The organism is Verticiella alkaliphila (assembly GCF_018904615.1).
Taxonomy (GTDB): Bacteria; Pseudomonadota; Gammaproteobacteria; order Burkholderiales; family Burkholderiaceae_B; genus Verticiella; species Verticiella alkaliphila.
Genome location: NZ_JADCNH010000011.1, coordinates 1 through 21877, shown reverse-complemented (window position 1 = coordinate 21877; position 21877 = coordinate 1). Strand labels below are relative to the sequence as shown.

Annotated in this window: 17 protein-coding genes and 5 pseudogenes; 8 read left to right on the top strand and 14 right to left on the bottom strand. The window is 67.5% G+C overall.

The annotated features are described in order from the left end of the window. Positions 1–7: 7 nt before the first annotated feature. Together dusA and IMZ29_RS09520 are read right to left on the bottom strand one after the other, a co-directional pair. Positions 8–981: pseudogene (gene dusA, locus IMZ29_RS09525) on the bottom strand (tRNA dihydrouridine(20/20a) synthase DusA). Between the two features lie 105 nt (positions 982–1086). Beyond that, positions 1087–1605, bottom strand: coding sequence for a hypothetical protein (locus IMZ29_RS09520; RefSeq protein WP_216183128.1), 519 nt, complete (start codon positions 1603–1605; stop codon positions 1087–1089). A 246-nt stretch (positions 1606–1851) separates the two neighbouring features. Here IMZ29_RS09520 and IMZ29_RS09515 point away from each other — a divergent pair, with 246 nt between their 5' ends. From IMZ29_RS09515 to urtE, 6 genes and pseudogenes are all read left to right on the top strand, one after another. Beyond that, the gene (locus IMZ29_RS09515; RefSeq protein WP_216183126.1) at positions 1852–2109 is read left to right on the top strand and encodes a hypothetical protein; all 258 of its coding nucleotides are present in this window, start codon (positions 1852–1854) and stop codon (positions 2107–2109) included. 202 nt (positions 2110–2311) lie between these two features. Beyond that, positions 2312–3571, top strand: coding sequence for an urea ABC transporter substrate-binding protein (gene urtA / locus IMZ29_RS09510; RefSeq protein WP_216183124.1), 1260 nt, complete (start codon positions 2312–2314; stop codon positions 3569–3571). A gap of 140 nt (positions 3572–3711) precedes the next feature. Next, positions 3712–5253: an urea ABC transporter permease subunit UrtB gene (gene urtB, locus IMZ29_RS09505; RefSeq protein ID WP_216183122.1), complete on the top strand. Its 1542-nt coding sequence runs from the start codon at positions 3712–3714 to the stop codon at positions 5251–5253. Then, a complete protein-coding gene (gene urtC / locus IMZ29_RS09500) occupies positions 5250–6374 on the top strand; it encodes an urea ABC transporter permease subunit UrtC (RefSeq protein ID WP_216183119.1) in 1125 nt (374 codons plus the stop codon). The genes urtB and urtC overlap by 4 nt, the downstream gene beginning before the upstream one ends. Before the next feature lie 59 nt (positions 6375–6433). After that, positions 6434–7192: pseudogene (gene urtD / locus IMZ29_RS09495) on the top strand (urea ABC transporter ATP-binding protein UrtD); the annotation flags it as partial. Between the two features lie 2 nt (positions 7193–7194). Next, a complete protein-coding gene (urtE, locus tag IMZ29_RS09490) occupies positions 7195–7887 on the top strand; it encodes an urea ABC transporter ATP-binding subunit UrtE (protein WP_216183116.1) in 693 nt (230 codons plus the stop codon). Between the two features lie 30 nt (positions 7888–7917). On the opposite strand, the gene IMZ29_RS09485 is transcribed toward urtE, so the two are convergent. The 3 genes from IMZ29_RS09485 to IMZ29_RS09475 form a co-directional block, all read right to left on the bottom strand. Next, positions 7918–8763, bottom strand: coding sequence for a DUF817 domain-containing protein (locus IMZ29_RS09485; RefSeq protein ID WP_371820201.1), 846 nt, complete (start codon positions 8761–8763; stop codon positions 7918–7920). A gap of 115 nt (positions 8764–8878) precedes the next feature. Then, positions 8879–9700: an ethanolamine ammonia-lyase subunit EutC gene (gene eutC / locus IMZ29_RS09480; RefSeq protein ID WP_216183114.1), complete on the bottom strand. Its 822-nt coding sequence runs from the start codon at positions 9698–9700 to the stop codon at positions 8879–8881. Next, the gene (locus IMZ29_RS09475; RefSeq protein WP_216183112.1) at positions 9697–11091 is read right to left on the bottom strand and encodes an ethanolamine ammonia-lyase subunit EutB; all 1395 of its coding nucleotides are present in this window, start codon (positions 11089–11091) and stop codon (positions 9697–9699) included. Before IMZ29_RS09475 ends, eutC begins: the two co-directional genes overlap by 4 nt. A gap of 195 nt (positions 11092–11286) precedes the next feature. Between IMZ29_RS09475 and IMZ29_RS09470 the strand changes: the two genes are divergently transcribed. After that, a complete protein-coding gene (locus tag IMZ29_RS09470) occupies positions 11287–11547 on the top strand; it encodes a DUF2789 domain-containing protein (protein ID WP_443083796.1) in 261 nt (86 codons plus the stop codon). Positions 11548–11645: 98 nt separating this feature from the next. On the opposite strand, the pseudogene IMZ29_RS09465 reads toward IMZ29_RS09470, so the two are convergent. The 4 genes and pseudogenes from IMZ29_RS09465 to IMZ29_RS22710 form a co-directional block, all read right to left on the bottom strand. Next, positions 11646–12383: pseudogene (locus tag IMZ29_RS09465) on the bottom strand (Bug family tripartite tricarboxylate transporter substrate binding protein); the annotation flags it as partial. A gap of 336 nt (positions 12384–12719) precedes the next feature. Then, entirely contained in the window at positions 12720–13691 is a 972-nt protein-coding gene (gene rocF / locus IMZ29_RS09460; protein ID WP_216183108.1) for an arginase, read from the bottom strand. Next, a pseudogene (gene ocd / locus IMZ29_RS09455) lies at positions 13688–14541 on the bottom strand (ornithine cyclodeaminase); the annotation flags it as partial. The pseudogene ocd and the gene rocF, both read right to left, overlap by 4 nt. After that, entirely contained in the window at positions 14514–14660 is a 147-nt protein-coding gene (locus IMZ29_RS22710; protein ID WP_253207001.1) for a hypothetical protein, read from the bottom strand. The gene IMZ29_RS22710 and the pseudogene ocd, both read right to left, overlap by 28 nt. Before the next feature lie 122 nt (positions 14661–14782). On the opposite strand from IMZ29_RS22710, the gene IMZ29_RS09450 reads away from it, so the two are divergent. After that, a complete protein-coding gene (locus IMZ29_RS09450) occupies positions 14783–15232 on the top strand; it encodes an Lrp/AsnC family transcriptional regulator (RefSeq protein WP_216183106.1) in 450 nt (149 codons plus the stop codon). A gap of 79 nt (positions 15233–15311) precedes the next feature. Here IMZ29_RS09450 and IMZ29_RS09445 read toward each other — a convergent pair whose 3' ends face one another. The 5 genes and pseudogenes from IMZ29_RS09445 to infB all read right to left on the bottom strand — a co-directional run. Continuing rightward, positions 15312–16010, bottom strand: a complete 699-nt coding sequence (locus tag IMZ29_RS09445) for an aspartate/glutamate racemase family protein (protein ID WP_216183105.1) — start codon at positions 16008–16010, stop codon at positions 15312–15314. Positions 16011–16166: 156 nt separating this feature from the next. Continuing rightward, positions 16167–17989, bottom strand: a pseudogene (gene typA, locus IMZ29_RS09440) (translational GTPase TypA). Then, positions 17986–18915 carry a tRNA pseudouridine(55) synthase TruB gene (truB, locus tag IMZ29_RS09435; protein ID WP_216183103.1) on the bottom strand — a complete coding sequence of 310 codons (930 nt, stop codon included), beginning with the start codon at positions 18913–18915 and terminating at the stop codon, positions 17986–17988. The pseudogene typA and the gene truB overlap by 4 nt, the downstream one beginning before the upstream one ends. Before the next feature lie 41 nt (positions 18916–18956). Continuing rightward, entirely contained in the window at positions 18957–19373 is a 417-nt protein-coding gene (gene rbfA / locus IMZ29_RS09430) for a 30S ribosome-binding factor RbfA (RefSeq protein ID WP_216183101.1), read from the bottom strand. Next, on the bottom strand, positions 19373–21877 hold a 2505-nt coding region (gene infB, locus IMZ29_RS09425; protein ID WP_216183099.1), incomplete at its 5' end, for a translation initiation factor IF-2. The genes infB and rbfA, both read right to left, overlap by 1 nt.

The window sequence follows — 21877 nt, the reverse complement described above, 5'->3', positions numbered from 1 at the left end:
GGGGGGGTCAGGCCGCGAGCCGGCCTGCGCCCGCGGCCACATGCGCCCACGCTTGCGTGATGAGCCCGGCGTCGCCGGCGGCCAGCCGGCGCGAATCCGACAGCCATTGGCGAAAACGGCGGCGCCCACCTGCCCGTTGCCCAAGCCCAGCATGGGCTTGACCACGCAGCGCAACGGCGTGCCACGCGCCACCTCGCGGGCTGCGTACTGCGCCATGCGCGCCACGATCGTATCGTCGTCCGGCAATGCCTCGCCAGGCCAAAGCCGCTCGGCAAGCTCGGCCAGGATACGCGGACGGTGCCAGGCCTCGCGACCGATCATCACCCCGTCCAGCGCCGGGCCGGCCTCGGCGTCCTCGGCCAATGCGGCGAGCGAGGCATCCACGGTGGCGAGCCCGCCATTCAGCACGAACACCGCGTCCGGGAAGTCCCGCTTCAACGCGCGCACGACGCCATAGCGCAGCGGCGGAATGTCGCGATTCTCCTTGGGTGACAGGCCCTTCAAGACCGCGTTGCGCGCGTGCACGACGAAGACGTCGCAGCCCGCCTCGCGCAGCGTGCCGACGAAATCCCGCACGGGACCATAGCTTTCGTCGTAATCCAGACCGATGCGATGCTTGACCGTGACCGGGATCGACACCGCGTCACGCATGGCCTTCACGCCATCGGCCACCAGCCCGGGCTCGGCCATCAGGCAGGCGCCGAACGCGCCTTTCTGCACGCGCTCGGAGGGGCAGCCACAGTTCAGGTTGATCTCGTCATAGCCCCACTGCTCACCCAGCCGCGCGGCCGCAGCAAGATCGGCGGGCTCGCTGCCCCCCAGCTGCAAGGCCACCGGATGCTCGGCCGCATCGAAATCCAGATGCCGCGCCACGTCGCCATGCAGCAGCGCACCCGTCGTCACCATCTCGGTATAGAGACGGGCGTGCGGCGCGTATTGCCGGTGCAGGTAGCGGCAATGGCGGTCCGTCCAGTCGAGCATGGGGGCCACGCAGAGCGACCAGGGGTTGGTATTCACGGCGTATTCATCCTGAACCCGGAAAGCCCGGGACAACCCGCTATTGTAATCGCCGATGCCAGACCCTGCTCAGAGCCGCGGGCAGATCGTCACGCTGTTGCCTTCCGTATAGCAGCCGCTCGGTCCCTCGACGGCCGCCGGCGCGAGCGGCACGGGTACGCTCAGCGGGCGCGGCAGGATCACGGGCACATCGCACGGCCAGGGCAGGCCCTGGGCGAGACACACGGCCTGCCGGCGCTGGCGATCCAGGGCGGCTTCGTCGACGATGATGTTCTGCGTATCGACCACCGAGCGGAAGCGACCCGCGCTGTCGAAGGCGAGCATGGCCGAGCGGGTCAGGTGCGAATCCACCGGGCCACGCCAGCCGTGCGACCACAAGGCCTGGAACGAGCCGTCCACGGCGCGGTACGTCTGTGCCGGCGCCGCCTTCAACAGCACGCGCGCTTCCTGGAAGGTGGTCTGGCCCGGCACGAGGCGGCTGATCCCGTCCGCATCGAAACCATGGCCGAGGGTCGTGCAGCCTGCCAGTCCGATGACGAGGACAGCGGCCCAACGCTGCCAAGGGGTACCGCGTCGCGCGTCGCGCATGGAATGACTCCGTCGATGGCGGCGCCCCACGGCAGCCGCTGCGCGGGATTATCCCGCCAAGCCGTGGCCGGCACTCGGGCGAGCAACGCCAGCTTTCGCCGCCAATTCCGCAGGTCGGCCCGCGCTGGCTGTGAGGCCGGCAGGACGTCGTGCACCGCCACCGGCATCAGCAGTCAGGCTCGCAGGCATGGCCTGCTGCTGCGGTATGCTCGCGGTCACCTCAAGAACCCCTTTTTCGGACGCCCCATGACCCGCCTCCCGTTGCTCGTGCTCACCCTGTCCCTGGTTGCTTGCGCTCACGTCGACCCGGCCGAACGCGCGGAAGCCTATCGCAGCGCCGAGGTGGCGGCCTTCCAGGGGGCGGACAAGACGCATGGCCTTCGCGATGCGCGCATCGTCTACGACGCCCGCCAGTGCGCGTCCTACCAGGGCACGGCCGACGACGGCCAAGTTCGCACCATCGCGCTGAAGGACTGGGAAGCCCGGCCCCTCTGCCGCCCCTGATCGGTACGCGATGGGGCCATGAGCCCCATCGTGGCGCGCGGCATGCCTGGGGATGGTGCACTCGCACCAGCGTTGGACACCAGCTAGTACACAAGACGGTGTACTTGCCGGCATCCATCCTGCGGTAACCAAAAATGGCATGGTGCTTGCATAAAAAGCAACGCAGCCAGACACCGCTGGCGTTCATCCCAAGGAATCGATCATGCAACGACGCACCCTGCTCAAGCTGGCTTCTGCCGCCGGCGCCGCCGCCCTGGCGGGCCGCATGCCGCTGGCCTTTGCTCAGGACAAGACGCCGATCAAGGTGGGGATCCTGCACTCGCTCTCGGGCACGATGGCGATCTCGGAGACCTCGTTGAAGGACGTCGCGCTGATGACGATCGCGCAGATGAATGCCGAGGGCGGCGTGCTGGGTCGCAAGCTCGAGCCGGTGGTGGTGGACCCGGCCTCCAATTGGCCGCTCTTTGCCGAGCGCTCGCGCCAGCTGCTCACGCAGGACAAGGTCTCGGCCGTCTTCGGCTGCTGGACGTCGGTGTCGCGCAAGGCCGTGCTGCCGGTATTCGAAGAGCTCAACGGCCTGCTCTTCTACCCCGTGCAGTACGAGGGCGAGGAGATGTCGCGCAACGTGTTCTATACGGGTGCTGCGCCCAACCAGCAGGCCATCCCGGCTCTCGAATACCTGCTGTCCGAGGAAGGCGGCGGTGCCAAGCGCATCTTCCTGCTGGGCACGGACTATGTGTACCCGCGCACCACCAACCAGATCCTGCGCGCCTTCCTGAAGACCAAGGGATTCCAGGACAGCGACATCCAGGAGGTGTACACGCCCTTCGGTCACGCGGATTACCAGACCATCGTGGCCAACATCCGCCAATTCTCGCAAGGCGGCCCGACAGCCGTGGTCTCCACGATCAACGGCGACTCGAATGTGCCCTTCTATCGTGAGCTCGCCAACCAGGGTCTGTCGGCCCAGGACGTGCCGGTGGTGGCCTTCTCAGTGGGCGAGGAGGAGCTGCGCGGCATCGACACCAAGCCGCTCGTGGGCCATCTCGCGGCCTGGAACTACTTCATGTCCGTCGACAATCCCACGAACACCGCCTTCAAGAAGGGCTGGGCCGATTACGTGAAGTCCGCGAATCTGCCCGGCGGCGCCGGGCGCGTCACGAACGATCCGATGGAAGCCACCTGGGTCGGCCTGCACCTCTGGAAGCAGGCCGTCGAGAAGGCGGGCACGGCTGACGTCGATGCGGTGCGCAAGGCCATCATCGGCCAAAGCATCGATGCCCCGTCCGGCTTCACGCTCACGATGGACGGCAACCACCATCTGCACAAGCCGGTCATGATCGGCGAGATCCAGGACAACGGTCAGTTCGACGTGGTCTGGAGCACGCCGAAGGTGGTGCGTGCCCAGCCGTGGAGCCCGTACGTCCCCGGCAACCAGGGCAAGCCCGACACGGTGGCCTGACGCCGAGCGCACCGCGCTGTCCCTGGGCGGCAGCGCGGTGGCATCCGGCGCGCTGCGCCGCGACTCGGGATGTCGTCCCAGCCTGACCGGCCAGCCCATCGGCCCGATCCCCGTCGGACCGGCCCCTTCTGGTAGCTCGCATGACCCACACTCTTCTCTCTCGCCCGGCCTGGCGCCTGGCGTGCTGGCTCGGGCTCGCCCTCGCGGTCTGGGCGATCGCCCTGCCCGCCCACGCGCTGGACGCCAGCGTGCGCGAGGCCCTCGCCGATCGCGACTTTGGCGCCCGCTCGGCCGCCGTCGGCCAGATCATCGACGCGAGCGCGGCGGGCGATGCCGAGGCGCAAGCGCTGCTGCGTGCCCTGGCCGCCGGTGAGATCACCGAAGCCCGCCTGAACAACGCCTTGCGCTCGCGGGTGAGTGCCGCAGCCGCCGTGCTCGAGCTGCAAGACCCCGACGCCGCCACGCGCAGCCGCGCGGTCGATACGCTGATCGGCTCGCCGCCACCGCCGGCGCTCATCCCCCTGGTGGATGGCGCCGTCGCCCGCGAGCAGGATGCCGGTCTGCAGGAGCGCATGGTGCTCCTGTCCGCGCTCATGGGGTTGAGTGCCCAGGATCCCGTCGCGCGCGCCCAGGCCGCCACCCGCATCGGCGAGACAGGCAACCCGCGCTATCGCCCGCGACTGCTGCCCCTGGTGGACGGCGCAGGCGCCGACCCTGACGCCAACGTGCGCCAGGCCGCGGACGCGGCCCTGCAGAAGCTCGATGCCGCCGAGCGCCGTGCGCGCCAGGCCGGGACGCTCTTCGCCGGCATCAGCCTGGGCAGCGTGCTGCTGCTGGCCGCACTCGGTCTTGCGATCACCTACGGTCTCATCGGCGTCATCAACATGGCGCACGGCGAGTTCCTGATGATCGGCGCCTACGCCACGTACGTGGTCCAGCACCTGTTCCGACAATATGCGCCGGCAAGCTTCGACTGGTACCTGCTGGCCGCGCTGCCCGTCTCCTTCGCGGCCGCCGCCCTCGTCGGTGTCGTCCTGGAGCGTCTGGTGATCCGTCACCTGTACGGCCGCCCGCTCGAGACGCTGCTGACGACCTTCGGCATCAGCCTGCTCCTCATGCAGACGGTGCGCATGGTCTTCGGTGCGCAGAACGTAGAGGTGATGAACCCCTCGTGGATGAGCGGCGGGCTGACGGTGATGCCCGGCCTCTTGCTGCCGTGGAACCGGATCATCATCATCGGCTTCGCGGTGGCCGTGGTGCTGTGCGCGTGGCTCGTGCTCACCCGCACGCGACTCGGGCTTTTCATCCGCGCCGTCACGCAGAACCGCAGCATGGCGGCTTGCGCGGGCGTGCCCACCAGCCGCGTGGATACCCAGGCCTTCGCCTTCGGCGCCGGCATCGCAGGGCTCGGCGGCTGCGCGCTCACGCAGATCGGCAACGTGGGTCCGGATCTCGGCCAGGCCTACATCATCGATTCGTTCATGGTGGTGGTGCTCGGTGGCGTGGGCCAGCTCGCGGGCGCCGTGATCGGCGCTTTCGGCCTGGGCATCATCACCAAGCTCATCGAACCTTTCTGGGGCGCCGTGCTCGCGAAGATCGCCGTGCTGCTCCTCATCATTCTCTTCATCCAGAAGCGACCTTCCGGGCTGTTCGCCCTGAAGGGCCGCAACGCGGAGGCATGACCATGGCCGCGATTCCCCTGAACGACACCCTGGCCAGCCCTGCCGCGCCGCAGCGCGATGCGGATGGCGGCCGCCGCTTCTGGCTGTGGCTGGGCTTGCTGTGCCTGGCCGTGCTGATCCTCGTGCCCGTCGGTGCGCTCGTCATGCCGGCTGGCCATGCGCTGCACCTGTCGGACTATGCCCTCACGCTCACCGGCAAGATCCTCTGCTATGCCGTGGCCGCGCTCGCCCTGGGCCTGGTCTGGGGCTATTGCGGCATCCTGAGCCTGGGCCACGCGCTCTTCTTTGCGCTGGGCGGGTACGCCTTCGGCATGTACCTCATGCGCCAGGCCGCGGGCGACGGCCTGCCAGGCTTCATGACCTTCCTCTCCTGGCAGGAACTACCGTGGTTCTGGTGGGGCAGCTCGAGCTTTCTGTGGGCGATCCTGATGACGGTGCTGGTGCCCGGCCTCATCGCCTTCATCTTCGGCTACTTCGCCTTTCGCTCGCGGGTCAAGGGCGTGTATCTGTCGATCATCACGCAAGCGCTGACCTTCGCCGCGATGCTGCTCTTCTTTCGCAACGAGACGGGCTTTGGCGGCAACAACGGCTTCACCGGCTTCACGACGATTCTGGGCTTTCCGATCGCGCATTCCGGCACGCGCGTCGTCCTGCTGCTGCTGTCCTTCGCCTTGCTGGTGGCGTCCTTTCTCCTGTGCCGGGCCCTGGTCGATTCGCGCTTCGGCCAAGTGCTCACCGGGATCCGCGACGCCGAGACCCGCACGATGTTCCTGGGCTACCGCCCGCTGGGCTACAAGCTCTTTGCGTGGACGGCCTCGGCCATGCTCTGTGGGCTTGCCGGTGCCCTCTATGTGCCGCAGGTCGGCATCATCAACCCCGGCGAGATGGCGCCGGTCAACTCCATCGAGATGGCGATCTGGGTGGCCATCGGCGGACGCGGCACCCTGCTCGGGCCCATCATCGGCGCCATCAGCGTGAACGGCGCCAAGACCCTCTTCACGGCGTGGTTCGCCGAGTACTGGCTGTTCTTCCTGGGTGCGATCTTCGTGCTCGGCCCGCTGCTGCTGCCGCGCGGCATCATCGGCCTCATCCAACGTCGCCGCGAAGGAGCCCGCCCATGAGCGCCATCCTCGGTACTGCCAGCGACGCCAGCGGTGCGCACCTGCGCGATCGCGACGCCATCGACGTCACGCACGGCCAGATCCTCTATCTCGAAGACGTGGAGGTGAGCTTCGACGGCTTTCGCGCGTTGCGCGGGCTGTCCCTCATGCTCGCCAACAACGAGCTGCGTTGCATCATCGGCCCCAATGGCGCGGGCAAGACCACGATGATGGACGTGATCACCGGCAAGACACGGCCCGACAAGGGCACTGTGTTCCTGGGCCAGACGCTGGACCTCACCAAGATGGACGAGGCGTCCATCGCCCAGGCCGGGATCGGTCGCAAGTTCCAGAAGCCCACCGTGTTCGAGAACCATACCGTGTGGCAGAACCTGGATCTGGCACGTGCCACCGACAAACGCTGGTTCCGCGCTCTGCGCGCGAAGCCCTCGCCCGCCGCCCTGCGGGCGATCGACGACACCTTGCAGCGCACCGCGCTCACCGGCGTGGCCCACCGCGCGGCGGGAGAACTCTCGCATGGCCAGAAGCAGCGCCTGGAGATCGGCATGTTGCTCATGCAGGAGCCACGACTCCTGCTGCTGGACGAGCCGGCCGCCGGGATCAGTGACGACGAGACCATGCAGCTCGCAGAACTGCTCAACAGCCTGCGCGGCACCTGCTCGATGATGGTCGTCGAACACGACATGGCGTTCGTGGCGGCCTTGGCCGGCGAACAGGGCCGCGTGACGGTGCTCGCCGAAGGCAGCGTGCTTGCCGAGGGCACGCTCGCGCAGGTCCAGTCCGACGAACGCGTCATCGAATCGTATCTGGGGCGGTAGCCATGCTCGACATCGCAGGTCTGAATCAGTACTACAGCGGCAGCCACATCCTGCGCGACGTGAGCCTGCAGGCGCCCGAGGGCAAACTCTCGGTGCTGCTCGGGCGCAACGGCGTGGGCAAGAGCACCCTGCTCAAATGCCTCATGGGCGTGGTGCCGATCCGTTCTGGCAGCATCCAGTGGCACGGCCAGGCGCTCGAAGCCTTGAAGCCGCACGCCCGCGTCGCGGCCGGGCTGGGTTACGTGCCGCAGGGGCGCGAGATCTTCCCGCGCCTCACCGTCGAGGAGAACCTCCTCGTGGGCGCCGCGAGCCGCAAGGCGCCCAAGGGCATCCCAGCCCAGATCTACGAGCTCTTTCCCGTGCTCAAGGACATGAAATCGCGCCGCGGAGGGGATCTGTCGGGCGGGCAGCAGCAGCAGCTCGCCATCGGCCGCGCGCTCATGAGCGAGCCGCGCGTGCTCATCCTGGACGAGCCCACCGAGGGCATCCAGCCCAACATCATCCAGGACATCGGCCGCACGCTGCGCCGGCTGGTGGATGAATTCGGCATGACCATCGTGCTGGTGGAGCAGTACTACGAATTCGCCGAGATGCTGGCCGATCACTATGTGGTGATGGACCGGGGAGAGGTGATCGCGCACGGGCCCGGCGCCGAGATGCAGGACAAGGGCGTGCGCAGCCTGATCTCGGTGTGACGCCCAAGGGGCGGTGGCCTGCCGCCCCCGTCAATCCGGCACGTGGATGCTCGCCTTGATGTGCTTCAGGTTCGCGACGATCGTGAAGGTCATCACGACCAGCAGTGACCACGAACTCCATTTGCCCAGGTGCACCGTGGACCACGCGCCCAGCTGGTTCGGATAGGCCCAGATACCGAAGAAGGTGCTGATGTTCTCGGCCAGCCAGATGAAGAAGCCGATGAGGATGAAGGCAAGCAGCAGCGGCATGCGACGGTCGCGATCCAGCGGCCGGAAGATGACCGTGGTGCGCGCGTAGAGGCCCAGCACGCAGGCTGCGATGTACCAGCGGTAGTCGCCGATGTAGTGGTGCGTGAAGAAGTTCGCATAGAGCAGGATCGCGGTGAGCCAGGCCATCCAGTACGGCGGATGATGGCGGATGCGCAGATCGAAGAGCCGCCACGCCTGGATCACGTAGCTGCCGACGGCCGCATACATGAAGCCCGCAAAGAGCGGCACGCCAAAGACCTTGGTGTAGGCGAAGTCCGGGTAGGACCACGACTGGATGCTGCCTGACGTCTTGAACACTTCCAGCGCGAAGCCGATCACGTGAAAGACCGTGATCGCCTTGAGCTCGTCGAGCGTCTCGAGCTTGGTCCACACCATCCAGGCCTGGATCGCCACCGCGATGATCAGCAAGGCATCGTAGCGGGGGATGAACCACAGGCCGGCGCGGGGCACGAGGAACACGGCCGCGAAGAAGAGCCCGACGAAGAGGCACGCGCGCGCCTCCTTGATGCCGAAGTAGAGAAACTCCAGCATGAAGCGCGGCAGGCCGGCCAGACGGGGCCGCGCATCTGCGCGTTGAAGGTGAGCATCGAGTGCGGCAAGGCGCAGAGGGGACGGCGAGGCGGGAGAAGACACGACGGAGGTTCAGGCGTTGGCGTGACGCGACGATACTACGCAACGCCGTGCAGGGCCGGCCGACCGTACGCGCCGCACGCAAAACGGGTCAATCCAGGACGTCCGGAGCTTGAGACGGCGTCAATGCCGCCTCGCTATCGTCCTTGAGCCGGACGCCGGAGTACCCCAGGCGCAGCGCCTGTTGCACGAGATAGCTCAGCTTGCGGGCCGCCTCCGCGGGCGTGAGCCCCTCAGGCCGCACGTTGGAGATGCAGTTGCGCTCGCTGTCGCGACGTCCAGGGCGCGGATCAAAGGTGACGTAGATGCCGAGGCTGTCCGGCGAACTGAGCCCGGGCCGCTCGCCGATCAGCACGATCACCAATCGAGCGCGCAACGCCTCGCCGATGGGGTCGCCCACGGCCACGCGCCCCTGCTCCACGATCACGATGGGCGTACGTTCCCAGTCAGCCGGCGACGTGTCGCGCAACGCGCACAGCAGGCTGGGCGCGTGACGTTCCACCGCGACTGCCGACAGGCCGTCGGCCACGACGACAGCGATCTCCGGGGCCGGTGCCTCGTGCTTGAGCCGTGTCGCGTCGTCCGCATCCAGCGCTCGCCCCAGATCCGGGCGGCGCAGGTAGGTGGGCCGATCCGGCGCCTGACTGCGCGCTGTCAGGCATCGGAACCCGTCAGCCGCGAGCACCGCGGCCAGTGCGTCGGGATCCAGCGGGTGGTGCACGGCATCGCGAGCGCGCGCATGGGCCAACCCGAAACGCAGCACCTCGGCCGTCGGTAGGCTCGCCCCGGCGCGACCCAGCCCGATGCGCGCGGGCGTGAAGGCCTGAAGACGCCGCCAGAGGTCTGGCGGCGAGTGCGTGGGATCTGAAGCTTCGGGCGACGCATCGGCTGGCACGGTCGGTTCGGTGGTCATCCTTGGCCTCCGAGCGTCGGCAACTGCCGCATGAGCGCGTGGCTGCCGTCGACCGTGCCCAGCCGCCCCTGCGCATCGATGATGCGCATCTGCGCCAGCCACGCCTCGAACTCCGGTGCGCGCTGCAAGCCCAGCACCTCGCGCAGATAGACGCCGTCGTGGAACGACGTGCTCTGGTAGTTCAACATCACGTCGTCCGCGCCGGGCACGCCCATGATGAAGGTGACGCCCGCCGCCCCGAGCAGGGTGAGCAGCGTGTCCATGTCGTCCTGGTCGGCCTCGGCATGGTTGGTGTAGCAGATGTCGCAGCCCATGGGCACGCCCATCAGCTTGCCGCAGAAATGATCCTCCAGCCCCGCGCGGATGATCTCCTTGCCGTCGTACAGATACTCTGGGCCGATGAACCCCACCACGGTGTTCACCAGCAGCGGCTTGAGTTCGCGCGCGACGGCGTAGGCCCGGGCTTCGCAGGTCTGCTGATCCACGCCGTGATGCGCGCCTGCGGAGAGCGCGCTGCCCTGCCCAGTCTCCAGGTACATGACGTTGTCGCCCACCGTGCCCCGGCCCAGGGCCAGCGCGGCCTGGCGCGCCTCGCGCAGCAGCGCGAGATCGATGCCGAAGCCCGCGTTGGCCTGCTCGGTGCCGGCCACGGATTGGAAGACCAGATCCACGGGTGCCCCGCGTTCGATGGCCGCGATCTGGTTCGTGACATGGGTGAGCACGCAGCTCTGCGTCGGGATCGCGAAACGCTCGCGCACGTCGTCCATGAGCTGCCACAGGCGCGTCAAGGCACTCAGCGAATCGCTGGCCGGATTGACCCCGATCACGGCATCGCCCGCGCCATACAACAGACCATCGAGCATGCTCGCGGCGATCCCCCGGGCATCATCGGTGGGGTGGTTTGGCTGCAGCCGCACCGACAGGCGGCCCGGCAACCCGATCGTGTTGCGAAAGCGGGTGACGACGCGGCATTTGCGCGCCACGAGGATCAGGTCCTGGTTGCGCATGAGCTTGCTCACGGCCGCCGCCATCTCGGGGGTGATGCCGGGGGCGACGGCGGCGAGCACCGCGCTATCGGTCTCGGTCTGGAGGAGCCAGTCCCGCAGCCCGCCTACCGTGAGGTGACGGATCGGCGCGAAGGCCAGTGCATCATGCGTGTCCAGGATCAGACGCGTGACTTCGTCATCCTCGTAGGGAATCACCGCCTCGTCCAGGAAGACGGTGATTGGCAAGTCGGCCAGGACGACGCGCGCTGCCATCCGCTCCTCGGCGCTCTCGGCGGTCACGCCGGCCAGGTGGTCGCCCGAGCGTGCAGGGCTGGCCTTGGCCAGCACGGTCTTCAGATCGGGGAAGGCGTAGCCCAGAGAGTCGGCGGTGGTGCGATAGCGCATAGGGGCCTCGTGCAGGAAGCTGCGCCGTGCGATGGCGCAAGCGGGCGGGCAGTGCCGCGCGTGCCGAGCCAGACCGACCCAGCGCTGTGCCGGGCGCTGCAAGAATCAGGCCGTCACGACCCTTGCCCTCCCCTTGCGGTACGGGTCGTGCTAAGCCATTCGCTTCCAGCCTCTTCCCCTGACAGGAGTCTTCGCGTGAACACTGCAGAACCGACCATGACCAACCTCTTCCTGCAACTGGGCCTGGATGCCGACGAGGCGGCCATCGCGAACTTCATCCGGACGCGCCAACTGCCGGCAGACGTGCACATCGCCGATGCGCTGTACTGGAACGACGCGCAACGCCAGTTCGTCGCCGAACAGATCAAGGCCGATGCGCCTTGGGCCATCGTCGTGGATCAATTGAATGAATCGCTGCATGAGGACGCGGTCAAGGCCCAGACCGGCCTGGACTGACCGCTTCCCGGTGACGCGCTCGACCCTCAATCCAGCGTCAGGTTGATGTCCCGGATCATCTGGCCCCACATGGGGCCTTCTTTCTGCATGCGCGCCGCCATCTCCTGCGACGTTGTGCCGCCTGGCATGAGGCTCAGGCCCTGGAAGGCTTCCTGCATCTCCGGCGTACGGATGATCCGATTGATCTCGGTGGAGAGCTTATCCACGATCGGCTGAGGCGTGCCGGCAGGTGCCAGGAAGGCGAACCAGCCGTTCGAGCCCACGCCTTCCACGCCGACTTCGGACAGCAACGGCGCGTCCTTGGCCGTCGGCACGCGTCGCGCGCCGTCCACGGCAAGCACGCGTACCTTGCCCGACGTGACGTGCGGCGTGGCCGTGGTCACGTCCACGACGCCCACGTTCACGTGCCCGCCCAGGGTGTCGTTCAGGAGCGGCGCCGCGCCTTTATACGGCACGTGCGTCATGTCGATGCCCAGCGCCCGCTTGACCCGCTCCATGTGCAGGTGTGCCGACGTGCCTGCCCCGTACGAGCCGTAGCTCAATTTGCCCGGGTTCTTGCGCGCTTCGTCCACCAGTTGCTGGAACGACTGGATCGGCGAGCCGGCCGGCACGAGCCAGAGGTTGGTCGAGAAGGCGAGCACGCTGATGGGCGCGAAATCCTTGTGCACGTCGTACGGCAAGTTGCGATACAGATACGGCGCCTGCAGGAAGGAGCTGATGCCGAGCGCGATCGTGTAGCCATCGGGCGCGGCGCGCGCAGCGGTGTTCAGGCCGAGCTGGCCGGCCGCCCCGGCCACGTTCTCCACCACCACCGTCTGCTTCCACTGCTGAGACATGTGATTGGCCACGAGGCGGGCCATCATGTCCGTGCCGCCGCCGGCCGGATACGGCACGATGAGGCGAATGGGCTTGCTGGGATAGGCGTCCACGGATTCCGCGGCGTATGCGCCAGGAATGGCGGTCGTGGCGACCAGCGCGGCGAGGCTCGCCAGGATGGCGCGGCGCTGTGGCAAGAAAGTACCCGTCATGGGGCTGTCTCCATCGTTGTCGTGGCCTCTGTCCCGCAGGCGCCGGGCGGCGCCGCGGTCGGGCACGTTCAATCTAGGGCGCACCCAGCCCCCGGTCAATGGCCGCAACGATGACGCCGATTGGCCGGAACGTCGCCTTTCCCGTCAACGCCGCGCGCGCAGGGGCGTGCGCACCAGCGTGCTCTGGCCGAAGAGGCTTTGCACGAGTTCGACGACGACCTCGGCCGTCTGGTTGCGCACGTCGAGCGCCGGATTGATCTCCACCAGATCGAGCGAGGCGAGCCTGCCGGTATCGGCGATCATCTCCATGCACAGCTGCGCCTCGCGGTAGTTCACACCGCCCCGCACGGGCGTGCCGGTACCGGGGGCAATCGACGGATCCAGGAAGTCGGCATCGAAGCTCACGTGCAGATGCACCTGGGGCGAGGCAATGCCGTGCAGGGCGCGACGCATCACTTCACGCATGCCGAGCTCGTCGATCGCCCGCATGTCGTAGACCTCGATGCCCAGGTCCCGGATGACGTGTTTCTCCTCGGCATCCACACTGCGCAGGCCGATCTGGCACAGGTTGCCCGGCGGCAAGGCGGGCGTGCGGTCGGACAACCCGCTCAAGGCAGGAGGACCGAGCCCACACAGCGCCGCCACCGGCATGCCATGGACGTTGCCCGTGGTAGACATCGCAGGCGTGTTGCAATCGGCATGCGCATCCAGCCACAGCACCCGCAGACGCCGGCCATGCACGCGGCAATGTTGCGCAACCGCGCTGATCGACCCGGCGGCGAGCTGATGGTCTCCGCCCATCATCACGGGCAGCCGGCCCTCGGCCAGCACGCCGGCTACCGCGTCCTGCACCGCCCGGTTCCAGGCCACGCACTCGTCCAGATGACGCACGCCATCCACGGCCACACCGCGCGGATTGGGCGGGCCGGCCAGGTTGCCCAGGTCGCGGACATCCAACCCCAGGCGTTGCAACGCGGGGCCGATCTGCGCCACGCGCAGGGCGTCGGGCCCCATCGCGGCGCCCAGGCTGGCGGCGCCCGCGTCGCTGGGCGCGCCGATCAAGGTGAGCCCCGGCAACGTGATCTCGGCATCGGGCACTCGATTCACATCGGTCATGCGGGCACTCCTGCAGAGAGCGTGGCGGCGCGCGACGGCGCCGGATCGCGACCGGCCTCAACCACCCGCTGGAACAGGTCGCGCGGATCGGCCAACGCCGGGACGAGATCCAGCGTCTCCAGCAAGCCGGCGGCCCGCGCCCGATGGCGCATGAACTGCATCGCCGCGTAGTCCTCCAAGGCGAAGCCCACCGAATCGAAGATGGTGATGTCCTGCGGGGTGCGCCGCCCGATCGCCTCGCCCGCGATCACCCGCCAGAGTTCGGTCACCGGGAAATCGGCCGGCATCTGCTGGATGTCGCCCTCGACCCGCGTCTGCGGCTCGTACTCGACGAACACCGCCGCCCGCTGCAAGAGGCCGGCATCCAGTTCCGTCTTGCCGGGGCAATCGCCGCCGATCGCGTTCACATGGGTGCCCGGGCCGATGGCGTCGGCGGCGAGGATGGTGGCCCGGGACTTGTCTGCGGTGGCCGTGGTCACGATGTCGGCACCATGAACCGCCTGGGCCACGGTAGCGCACGGGTGCAGATCGAACCCCAGCGTCCGGGCATACGGCGCGAGATTGCGCACGAGCCTGCGCGTGGCATCGGCGTCCACGTCGTACAGGTGCAGCGTTTGGATGCCCAAGAGGCCGACAAAGGCGAGTGCCTGGAATTCACTCTGCGCCCCGTTGCCGATCAACGCCATCACCCGGCTGTCCGGTCGCGCCAGCCAGCGGGCCGCCATGGCGGACGTGGCCGCCGTGCGCAACGCCGTGGTGAGGGTGAGCTCGCTCAGAAAGACGGGCATGCCGTCGCGACGTCGGCCAGCGCGCCGAATGCCATCACTGTCGGCAATCCGCGCTGCGGATGGCGTCGGCCATGCCGCGCAGGCAGGCGACGACGCCCTCGCGCGCCACCCATCGCGCGGCCGCCGCGCTGGCCAGGAAATCCGTGCGCACAGGCACAGGCATCTTGGAGAGTCCGGACATGATGCACCTCGCAGCGGCGTTCTCGGTGTGCTCAGCTTGGCACAGTCGAGCGTCAATGCCCATGAACACAAATCATGACAAATCGCTGAAAACCTGCCGTTCTGCAGGCGTAGACTGACAGAATGAACAACCTCGATCAGCAACTCCTGTCGCTGCTGCGCCACAACGCCCGGGAAAGCGTCGCCACGCTGGCCAAGCGCCTGGACGTGTCGCGCGGCACGGTGACGAATCGCCTGCGCAAGCTCGAGGACGACGGCGTCATCGTGGGCTACACCGTCCGCCTGCGCCCTGGCAACGATGCCACGGGGCTGACGGCATGGATGAGCATCGCCATCGACGGCAACGAGGAACGCCGTGTGACGGCCTCGCTGCTGGGCGAGCCCAGCGTGCTTGCGCTGCACGCCACCAATGGACGCTGGGACCTGCTGGCCGAACTGCGCGTGGCCAGCCTGCCCGAGTTGGCCCGTGCGCTGGAGCGCATCCGCCTCATCAAAGGCATCAGCAATTCGGAAACTTCCATCCATCTGGAGACACTGCGCGCGGCGCCCGCCGATGCGCGCGGTGACGGCTGAACGTCGCCGGGCCGGGGACGCTTGAGGGCGCGTTGCGCGCTCGCCCGGCGCGAGACGTCAGCAGCCGGAGGTCACCGCGTTAGGGCCGCAGGCTCCACTCGGCCGCGTGCACGGCATGCAGTTGCGTCGTGTCAAAGAGCGGCAGATCCGGCACATGGTGCGGCGCCACCAGCAGGGAGATCTCGGTGCAGCCCAGAATGATGCATTCGGCACCCGCGGCGCGCAGGCGCCCGATCACGGCCAGATAGGCCTCGCGCGACGCCGGGCGAATATCGCCCAGGCAGAGTTCGTCGTAGATGATGCGGTGCACGGTGTCGCGATCTTCGGGCGTAGGGATCAGGACGTCCAGGCCGTGCCGCTCGGCGAGGCGGGCGCGATAGAAGTCCTCCTCCATCGTGAAGCGCGTGCCCAGCAGCCCGACCCGGGACAGCCCGGCCGCCCGGATCGCGGCGGCCGTGGGATCCGCGATGTGCAACAGCGGGATACCCACGGCGGCCTCGATCTGCGGCGCGACCTTGTGCATGGTGTTGGTGCAGAGCACGAGCCCCTGCGCGCCTGCGCCTTGCAGACGGTATGCCGCCTGCGCGAGACGCTCGCCCGCCGCGTCCCATTGCCCGGCGTGCTGCAGACGCTCGATTTCCTGGAAATCCACGCTGTAGAGCACGAGATGCGCCGAGTGCAGACCGCCCAGGCGAGCTTTCACGGTTTCGTTGATCTGTCGGTAATAGGGAATCGTCGATTCCCAGCTCATGCCGCCGATCAGGCCGAGTGTTCTCACGCGCATCTCCCAAAAGCCTCACCATACACGCTGCGCCAGCGCGGTTGGCGCGGCGCGCCACCTAGCGTGCGCCGCCCATGAAAAACGCCGCCTGCGATTACTCGCAGGCGGCGTTCTCCATGACCAGACATCGAGAGCCCGGGCAGGCCCCTACCCTCAGGCCGCGGCTTCGCGCGAGGCGCGACGACGCTCGTGTTCCTGCAGGTAGCGCTTGCGCAGGCGGATCGACTTGGGCGTGACTTCGACCAGCTCGTCCTCGTCGATGAATTCGACGGCGTACTCCAGCGTGAGCTGGATCGGGGTGATGAGGCGCACGGCTTCGTCGGTGCCCGAGGCACGCACGTTGGTGAGCTGCTTACCCTTGATCGGGTTCACGACGAGGTCATTGTCACGGCTGTGGATGCCGATGATCATGCCTTCGTACAGGGCTTCGCCCGGGCTCACGAACATGCGGCCGCGATCCTGCAGCTTCCACAGCGCGTAGGCCACGGCAGCGCCGTCGTCCTGGCTGATCAGCACGCCGTTGTGACGCTCGCCCAGGCCGCCTTCGCGCACCGGTGCGTATTCGTCGAACACGTGGCTCATCAGGCCCGTGCCGCGCGTGAGCGTCAGGAACTCGCCCTGGAAGCCGATCAGGCCACGCGCCGGGATGCGGTATTCCAGGCGGGTGCGGCCCCGGCCGTCCGGGCCATGTCCTGCAGGTCGCCCTTGCGGCGGCCCAGCTCTTCCATCACGGCGCCCTGGTGGCCGTCTTCGACGTCCACGGTCAGCATTTCGTACGGCTCGCACTTGACGCCGTCGATCTCCTTGAACACCACGCGCGGGCGCGACACGGCCAGCTCGTAGCCTTCCCGGCGCATGTTCTCCAGCAGGATGGTCAGGTGCAGTTCGCCCCGGCCCGCCACTTCGAACACGGTGTCATCACCCGTGTCGCGCACGCGCAGCGCCACGTTGGACTTGAGCTCGCGATCGAGGCGGTCACGCAGCTGGCGGCTGGTGACGAACTTGCCTTCGCGACCGGCCAGCGGCGAGGTGTTGACCATGAAGTTCATGGTCAGCGTGGGCTCGTCGATGGTGAGCATCGGCAGCGCATCCTGCTGCAGCGGGTCGGTCACCGTGGCACCGATGCCGATGTCGTCGATACCGTTGATGAGAACGATGTCGCCAGCCTGGGCTTCTTCGACGATCTCGCGCTCCAGGCCCTTGAACATCAGCACCTGGTTGATGCGGCCCTTGATCGGGGCGCCATCGGGACCGTACTTCACGACCACGTCCTGGCCACCGCGCACACGGCCACGGTTCACGCGGCCAATGCCGATCTTGCCGACGTAGGAGCTGTAGTCCATGGAGATGATCTGCATCTGCAGCGGACCATCAGCATCGTCGTTACGCACAGGCACGTACTTGAGGATGGCTTCGAAGAGCGGACGCATGTCGCCGTCGCGCACGTCGTCGGTCATGCCGGCAAAGCCGTTCAGGCCCGAGGCATACACGACCGGGAAGTCGAGCTGCTCTTCGGTGGCGCCGAGCTTGTCGAAGAGATCGAACGTGGCGTTCACGACGAAGTCGGTACGCGCACCCGGGCGATCCACCTTGTTGACCACGACGATGGGCTTCAAACCCAGGGCCAGGGCCTTCTTGGTCACGAAGCGGGTCTGCGGCATCGGACCTTCGACGGCATCGACCAGCAGCAGCACGCCATCGACCATCGAGAGCACGCGCTCGACTTCGCCACCGAAGTCCGCGTGCCCCGGGGTGTCGACGATGTTGATGTGCGTGCCTTCGTATTCCACCGCACAGTTCTTCGACAGGATCGTGATGCCACGCTCCTTTTCGATGTCGTTGGAGTCCATCACGCGTTCGGCCATCTTCTCGTTGTCACGGAAGGTGCCGGATTGGCGCAGGAGTTGGTCGACCAGCGTCGTCTTGCCGTGGTCCACGTGGGCGATGATCGCGACGTTGCGAAGCGCTCGTGTCATGTCGAAGATTCCTTGTTCAATGCCATTAATCGGTCGGGTTTCACCCAGCCGCCTACCCGGCGGGCCGTACCCAGAAAGGTGTCGCCCGGACCGTAAACGCGTGTGCGCCCCGCCGACGGGCCCCCGGGCGGGGCCGCAACGGTCTGGCCGAGGCTGAAGCGTGTGGCGAGCGCAGGCTCGAGACCACACACCGGCAGATCTGCCAGCAAGCTGTCCGGCGCCAGGAGCGCAGCCGTCGGCTCGGCCATCGCTTCCAGCTGTTCCAGCGTGAGCGCCTGGGCCAGGTCGAAACCCGCCGTCCGCGTGCGCCGCAACGTCGTCAAATGGGCCCCTGCCCCTACCGCTCGCCCGATGTCCTGGGCGAGCGTGCGGATGTAGGTGCCCTTGCTACAGGCCACGGAGATCACCATCTGGCCCGCCGCCACGTCCCGGGAGACGAGCTCGATGCCATGGATCGTGATCTCGCGCGGTTCGCGCTCGAGTTCGATGCCCTCGCGGGCATACGCATACAACGGCTTGCCGTCGCGCTTCAAGGCCGAGATCATCGGCGGCACCTGCTGCTGCACGCCAACGAAGCCTGCCAGCAGACGGGTCACCGACGCCTCGTCGGCCAGCCAGTCGTAAGGACCCGGCACGGCATCCCCGACGGGCGTACCCGTAAGATCGCCGCTGTCCGTTTCCTGACCGAACTGCACGGTGGCCGCATAGGCCTTATCCGCCTCGAACATGCCGCCCGAGAACTTGGTGGCTTCGCCGAAGCAAAGCACCATCAATCCCGTGGCGAACGGGTCCAGCGTACCGGTGTGACCGGCCTTGCGTGCGTTCAGGATACGCCGCGCACGTTGCAGAACGTGGTTGCTCGAAAGCCCGATGGGCTTATCGAGCAGCAACACGCCATCGATCGCCAGGCCGCGCCGCGATGCCATTGGTTCACCAACAAAAACTGTGAAAAAACGACTCGCCGCGCTCAGGCGGTCTTGTCGTCAGGGTCTTCGGGCTCGGCGGTCGCGTCGTCCGCGCGCGTGCCCGGGCGGTTGGCCCGCTCGATCAACTCGTTCATCGCAAACCCGCGCGCCAGCTGCTCGTCATGAAGGAAGTGCAGCGTCGGGATGGTATGGATGTGCAGAAGCTTGAAGAGCTGCGAGTGCAGCCAGCCGGCTTTCTCGTCGAGCACGGCCTGAGCCTGCGCGGGTTCCGCGCCCAGCACGGTGAAATACACCTTGGCATGGGCGTAGTCCGCGGTCAGCTCCACGCCCGTGAGCGTGACGAGGCCGGCGCGCGAGATCGGAATCTCGCGCTGGATGATGCCGGCCAGATCCTGCTGGATCTGATCTGCGAGGCGCTGATTGCGCGCCGGCATCGTCTTGGGCTGATGTCGACTCATTACAGGGTCCGGGCCACTTCACGCACTTCGAAGACTTCGAGCTGGTCGCCGATCGCGATATCGTTGTTGCCCTTGAGCGTGATACCGCAGTCAAAGCCCTGCTTGACTTCCTTGACGTCGTCCTTGAAGCGGCGCAGCGAATCCAGGTGGCCCGTCCACTGCACGACGTTGTTGCGCAAGAGACGGATCTGGGAATCGCGACGCACCACACCATCGGTGACCATGCAACCCGCAATGTTGCCGATGCGCGAGACGCTGAACACTTCGCGGATCTCGACCATGCCGATGACTTCCTCGCGCTTTTCCGGTGCGAGCATGCCCGACATCGCCGACTTCACTTCGTTGATGGCGTCGTAGATGATGTTGTAGTAGCGGATGTCAACGCCGTTGGCTTCTGCCACCTTCTTGACCGACTGGTCGGCACGCACGTTGAAGCCGATCACCACGGCGCCGGAGGCGATCGCGAGGTTGATGTCGCTTTCCGTGATGCCGCCAACTGCGGCGTGCACGACCTGCACACGCACTTCCTCGGTGGAGAGCTTGAGGAGCGACGTGACCAGTGCTTCCTGCGAACCCTGCACGTCCGTCTTGACGACGAGCTGCAGCGTCTGCGTGCCTTCGCCCAGGTTGTCGAACATCGACTCGAGCTTGGCGGCCTGCTGGCGGGCGAGTTTGACGTCGCGGAACTTGCCCTGACGGAACAGCGCGATTTCGCGCGCCTTGCGCTCGTCGGTCAACACCATGACTTCGTCACCGGCAGCCGGGACTTCGGTCAGGCCCTGGATCTCGACGGGCAGCGACGGACCGGCTTCGGCCGTGTTGCGGCCGTTCTCGTCCAGCATGGCACGAACGCGGCCATAGCTGGCGCCGGCGAGGACGATGTCGCCACGGCGCAGCGTACCGCTCTGCACCAGGATGCTGGCGACCGGGCCGCGGCCCTTGTCCAGGCGGGCTTCGATCACCAGGCCCTTGGCCGGGGTCTCGACAGGTGCCTTCAGCTCCAGCACTTCGGCCTGCAGCAGGATGTTCTCGAGCAGATCATCGATGCCGGCACCGGTCTTGGCGGACACGGGCACGAAGGGCGAATCGCCGCCGTACTCTTCCGGCACGACTTCCTCGGCGACGAGCTCCTGCTTGACGCGATCCGGGTTGCCGTCGGGCTTGTCGATCTTGTTGATCGCGACCACGATCGGCACGCCAGCGGCCTTCGCATGGTGAATGGCTTCGCGGGTTTGCGGCATGACGCCGTCATCGGCCGCCACCACCAGCACCACGATGTCCGTGGCCTGAGCACCGCGAGCACGCATGGCGGTGAACGCCTCGTGGCCCGGGGTATCCAGGAAGGTCAGCATGCCGCGCGGGGTTTCCACGTGATACGCACCGATGTGCTGCGTGATGCCGCCGGCTTCGCCCGTCGCGACCTTGGTGCGGCGGATGTAGTCGAGCAGCGAGGTCTTGCCGTGATCGACGTGGCCCATGACGGTGACGACCGGGGCGCGTGGCTCCAGGGCGTGCTCGCCTTCCGGCGCCTCGTCGACCAGGAAGGCTTCCGGATCGTCCAGCTTGGCGGCGATGGCGGTGTGACCGAGTTCCTCGACCACGATCATGGCCGTTTCCTGATCCAGCACCTGGTTGATGGTGACCATCTGGCCCAGCTTCATCAACACCTTGATCGCTTCGGCCGCCTTCACCGACATCTTGTGGGCGAGATCGGCCACCGTGATCGTCTCGGGGACGTGCACTTCGCGGGCGATGAACTCGGCCGGCTGCTGGACCTGCTGCTGTTGCTGACGACCACCACGACCACGGCCGCCGCCCGAACGCCAGCCGTCACCACGACCGGTACCCGGCGTGGCGCCGCCGCGGCCCTTGGCCGCCGGCTTCTTGCCGCGCGAGTCATCGGACCAGGTGGAAGCCACCTCGGCCGACTTGATGATCTTCTTGCCGCCGGGGCCCTTGAGCTCCTTCTTGGCGGCTTCGCCGGGCTTGGCAGCCGGCTTGCGCAGCGTGCTGGCCGTGGCGCCAGCCGCGGGTGCACCGGCTGCGGGCGCAGCGGCTGCGGCCGGCGCAGCCGGCTTGGGCGGCGGTGCCGCGTGCAGCACCTTGCGCGGACGATTCAGCATGTCGCGCAGTGCCGCAGCCTCGGCCTCGGCGCGCTGGCGAGCACGTTCGCGGGCTTCATCTGCCGCCGGATCCGAGACGGCCGGCGCACGTCGCTTCACGCCCACGGGCGAGCGGCCGGTGGTCGGAGGTGCGGACGTCTTGGTGGGCGCTTTGTTCTGAGCGGCTTCGGGGGCTTGCGGCACGAGGTTTTCTGTCTTCGGTTCAGGTTCGGCCACGGCGGGCGCGGAGGTGTCGGCAACGGGCGGCTCGGAGGCCGTCGGCGTCGGGGAAACGGATTCGGCAGGCGCTGCGGGAGCCGGCTCGGGTTCGGGCTCGGGCTTGGCAGCCACGGGCGGCTCGACCGGCGCAGGTGGCGGGTGCGGGCTCGGGCTCCGGGCCGG

Bases quoted from the DNA above. Each gene is read 5' to 3' on its own strand.
- IMZ29_RS09520 (WP_216183128.1), bottom strand. From the start codon at position 1,605: ATGCGCGACGCGCGACGCGGTACCCCTTGGCAGCGTTGGGCCGCTGTC.
- IMZ29_RS09515 (WP_216183126.1), top strand. From the start codon at position 1,852: ATGACCCGCCTCCCGTTGCTCGTGCTCACCCTGTCCCTGGTTGCTTGC.
- urtA (WP_216183124.1), top strand. From the start codon at position 2,312: ATGCAACGACGCACCCTGCTCAAGCTGGCTTCTGCCGCCGGCGCCGCC.
- urtB (WP_216183122.1), top strand. From the start codon at position 3,712: ATGACCCACACTCTTCTCTCTCGCCCGGCCTGGCGCCTGGCGTGCTGG.
- urtC (WP_216183119.1), top strand. From the start codon at position 5,250: ATGACCATGGCCGCGATTCCCCTGAACGACACCCTGGCCAGCCCTGCC.
- urtE (WP_216183116.1), top strand. From the start codon at position 7,195: ATGCTCGACATCGCAGGTCTGAATCAGTACTACAGCGGCAGCCACATC.
- eutC (WP_216183114.1), bottom strand. From the start codon at position 9,700: ATGACCACCGAACCGACCGTGCCAGCCGATGCGTCGCCCGAAGCTTCA.
- IMZ29_RS09475 (WP_216183112.1), bottom strand. From the start codon at position 11,091: ATGCGCTATCGCACCACCGCCGACTCTCTGGGCTACGCCTTCCCCGAT.
- rocF (WP_216183108.1), bottom strand. From the start codon at position 13,691: ATGACCGATGTGAATCGAGTGCCCGATGCCGAGATCACGTTGCCGGGG.
- IMZ29_RS22710 (WP_253207001.1), bottom strand. From the start codon at position 14,660: ATGTCCGGACTCTCCAAGATGCCTGTGCCTGTGCGCACGGATTTCCTG.
- IMZ29_RS09450 (WP_216183106.1), top strand. From the start codon at position 14,783: ATGAACAACCTCGATCAGCAACTCCTGTCGCTGCTGCGCCACAACGCC.
- truB (WP_216183103.1), bottom strand. From the start codon at position 18,915: ATGGCATCGCGGCGCGGCCTGGCGATCGATGGCGTGTTGCTGCTCGAT.
- rbfA (WP_216183101.1), bottom strand. From the start codon at position 19,373: ATGAGTCGACATCAGCCCAAGACGATGCCGGCGCGCAATCAGCGCCTC.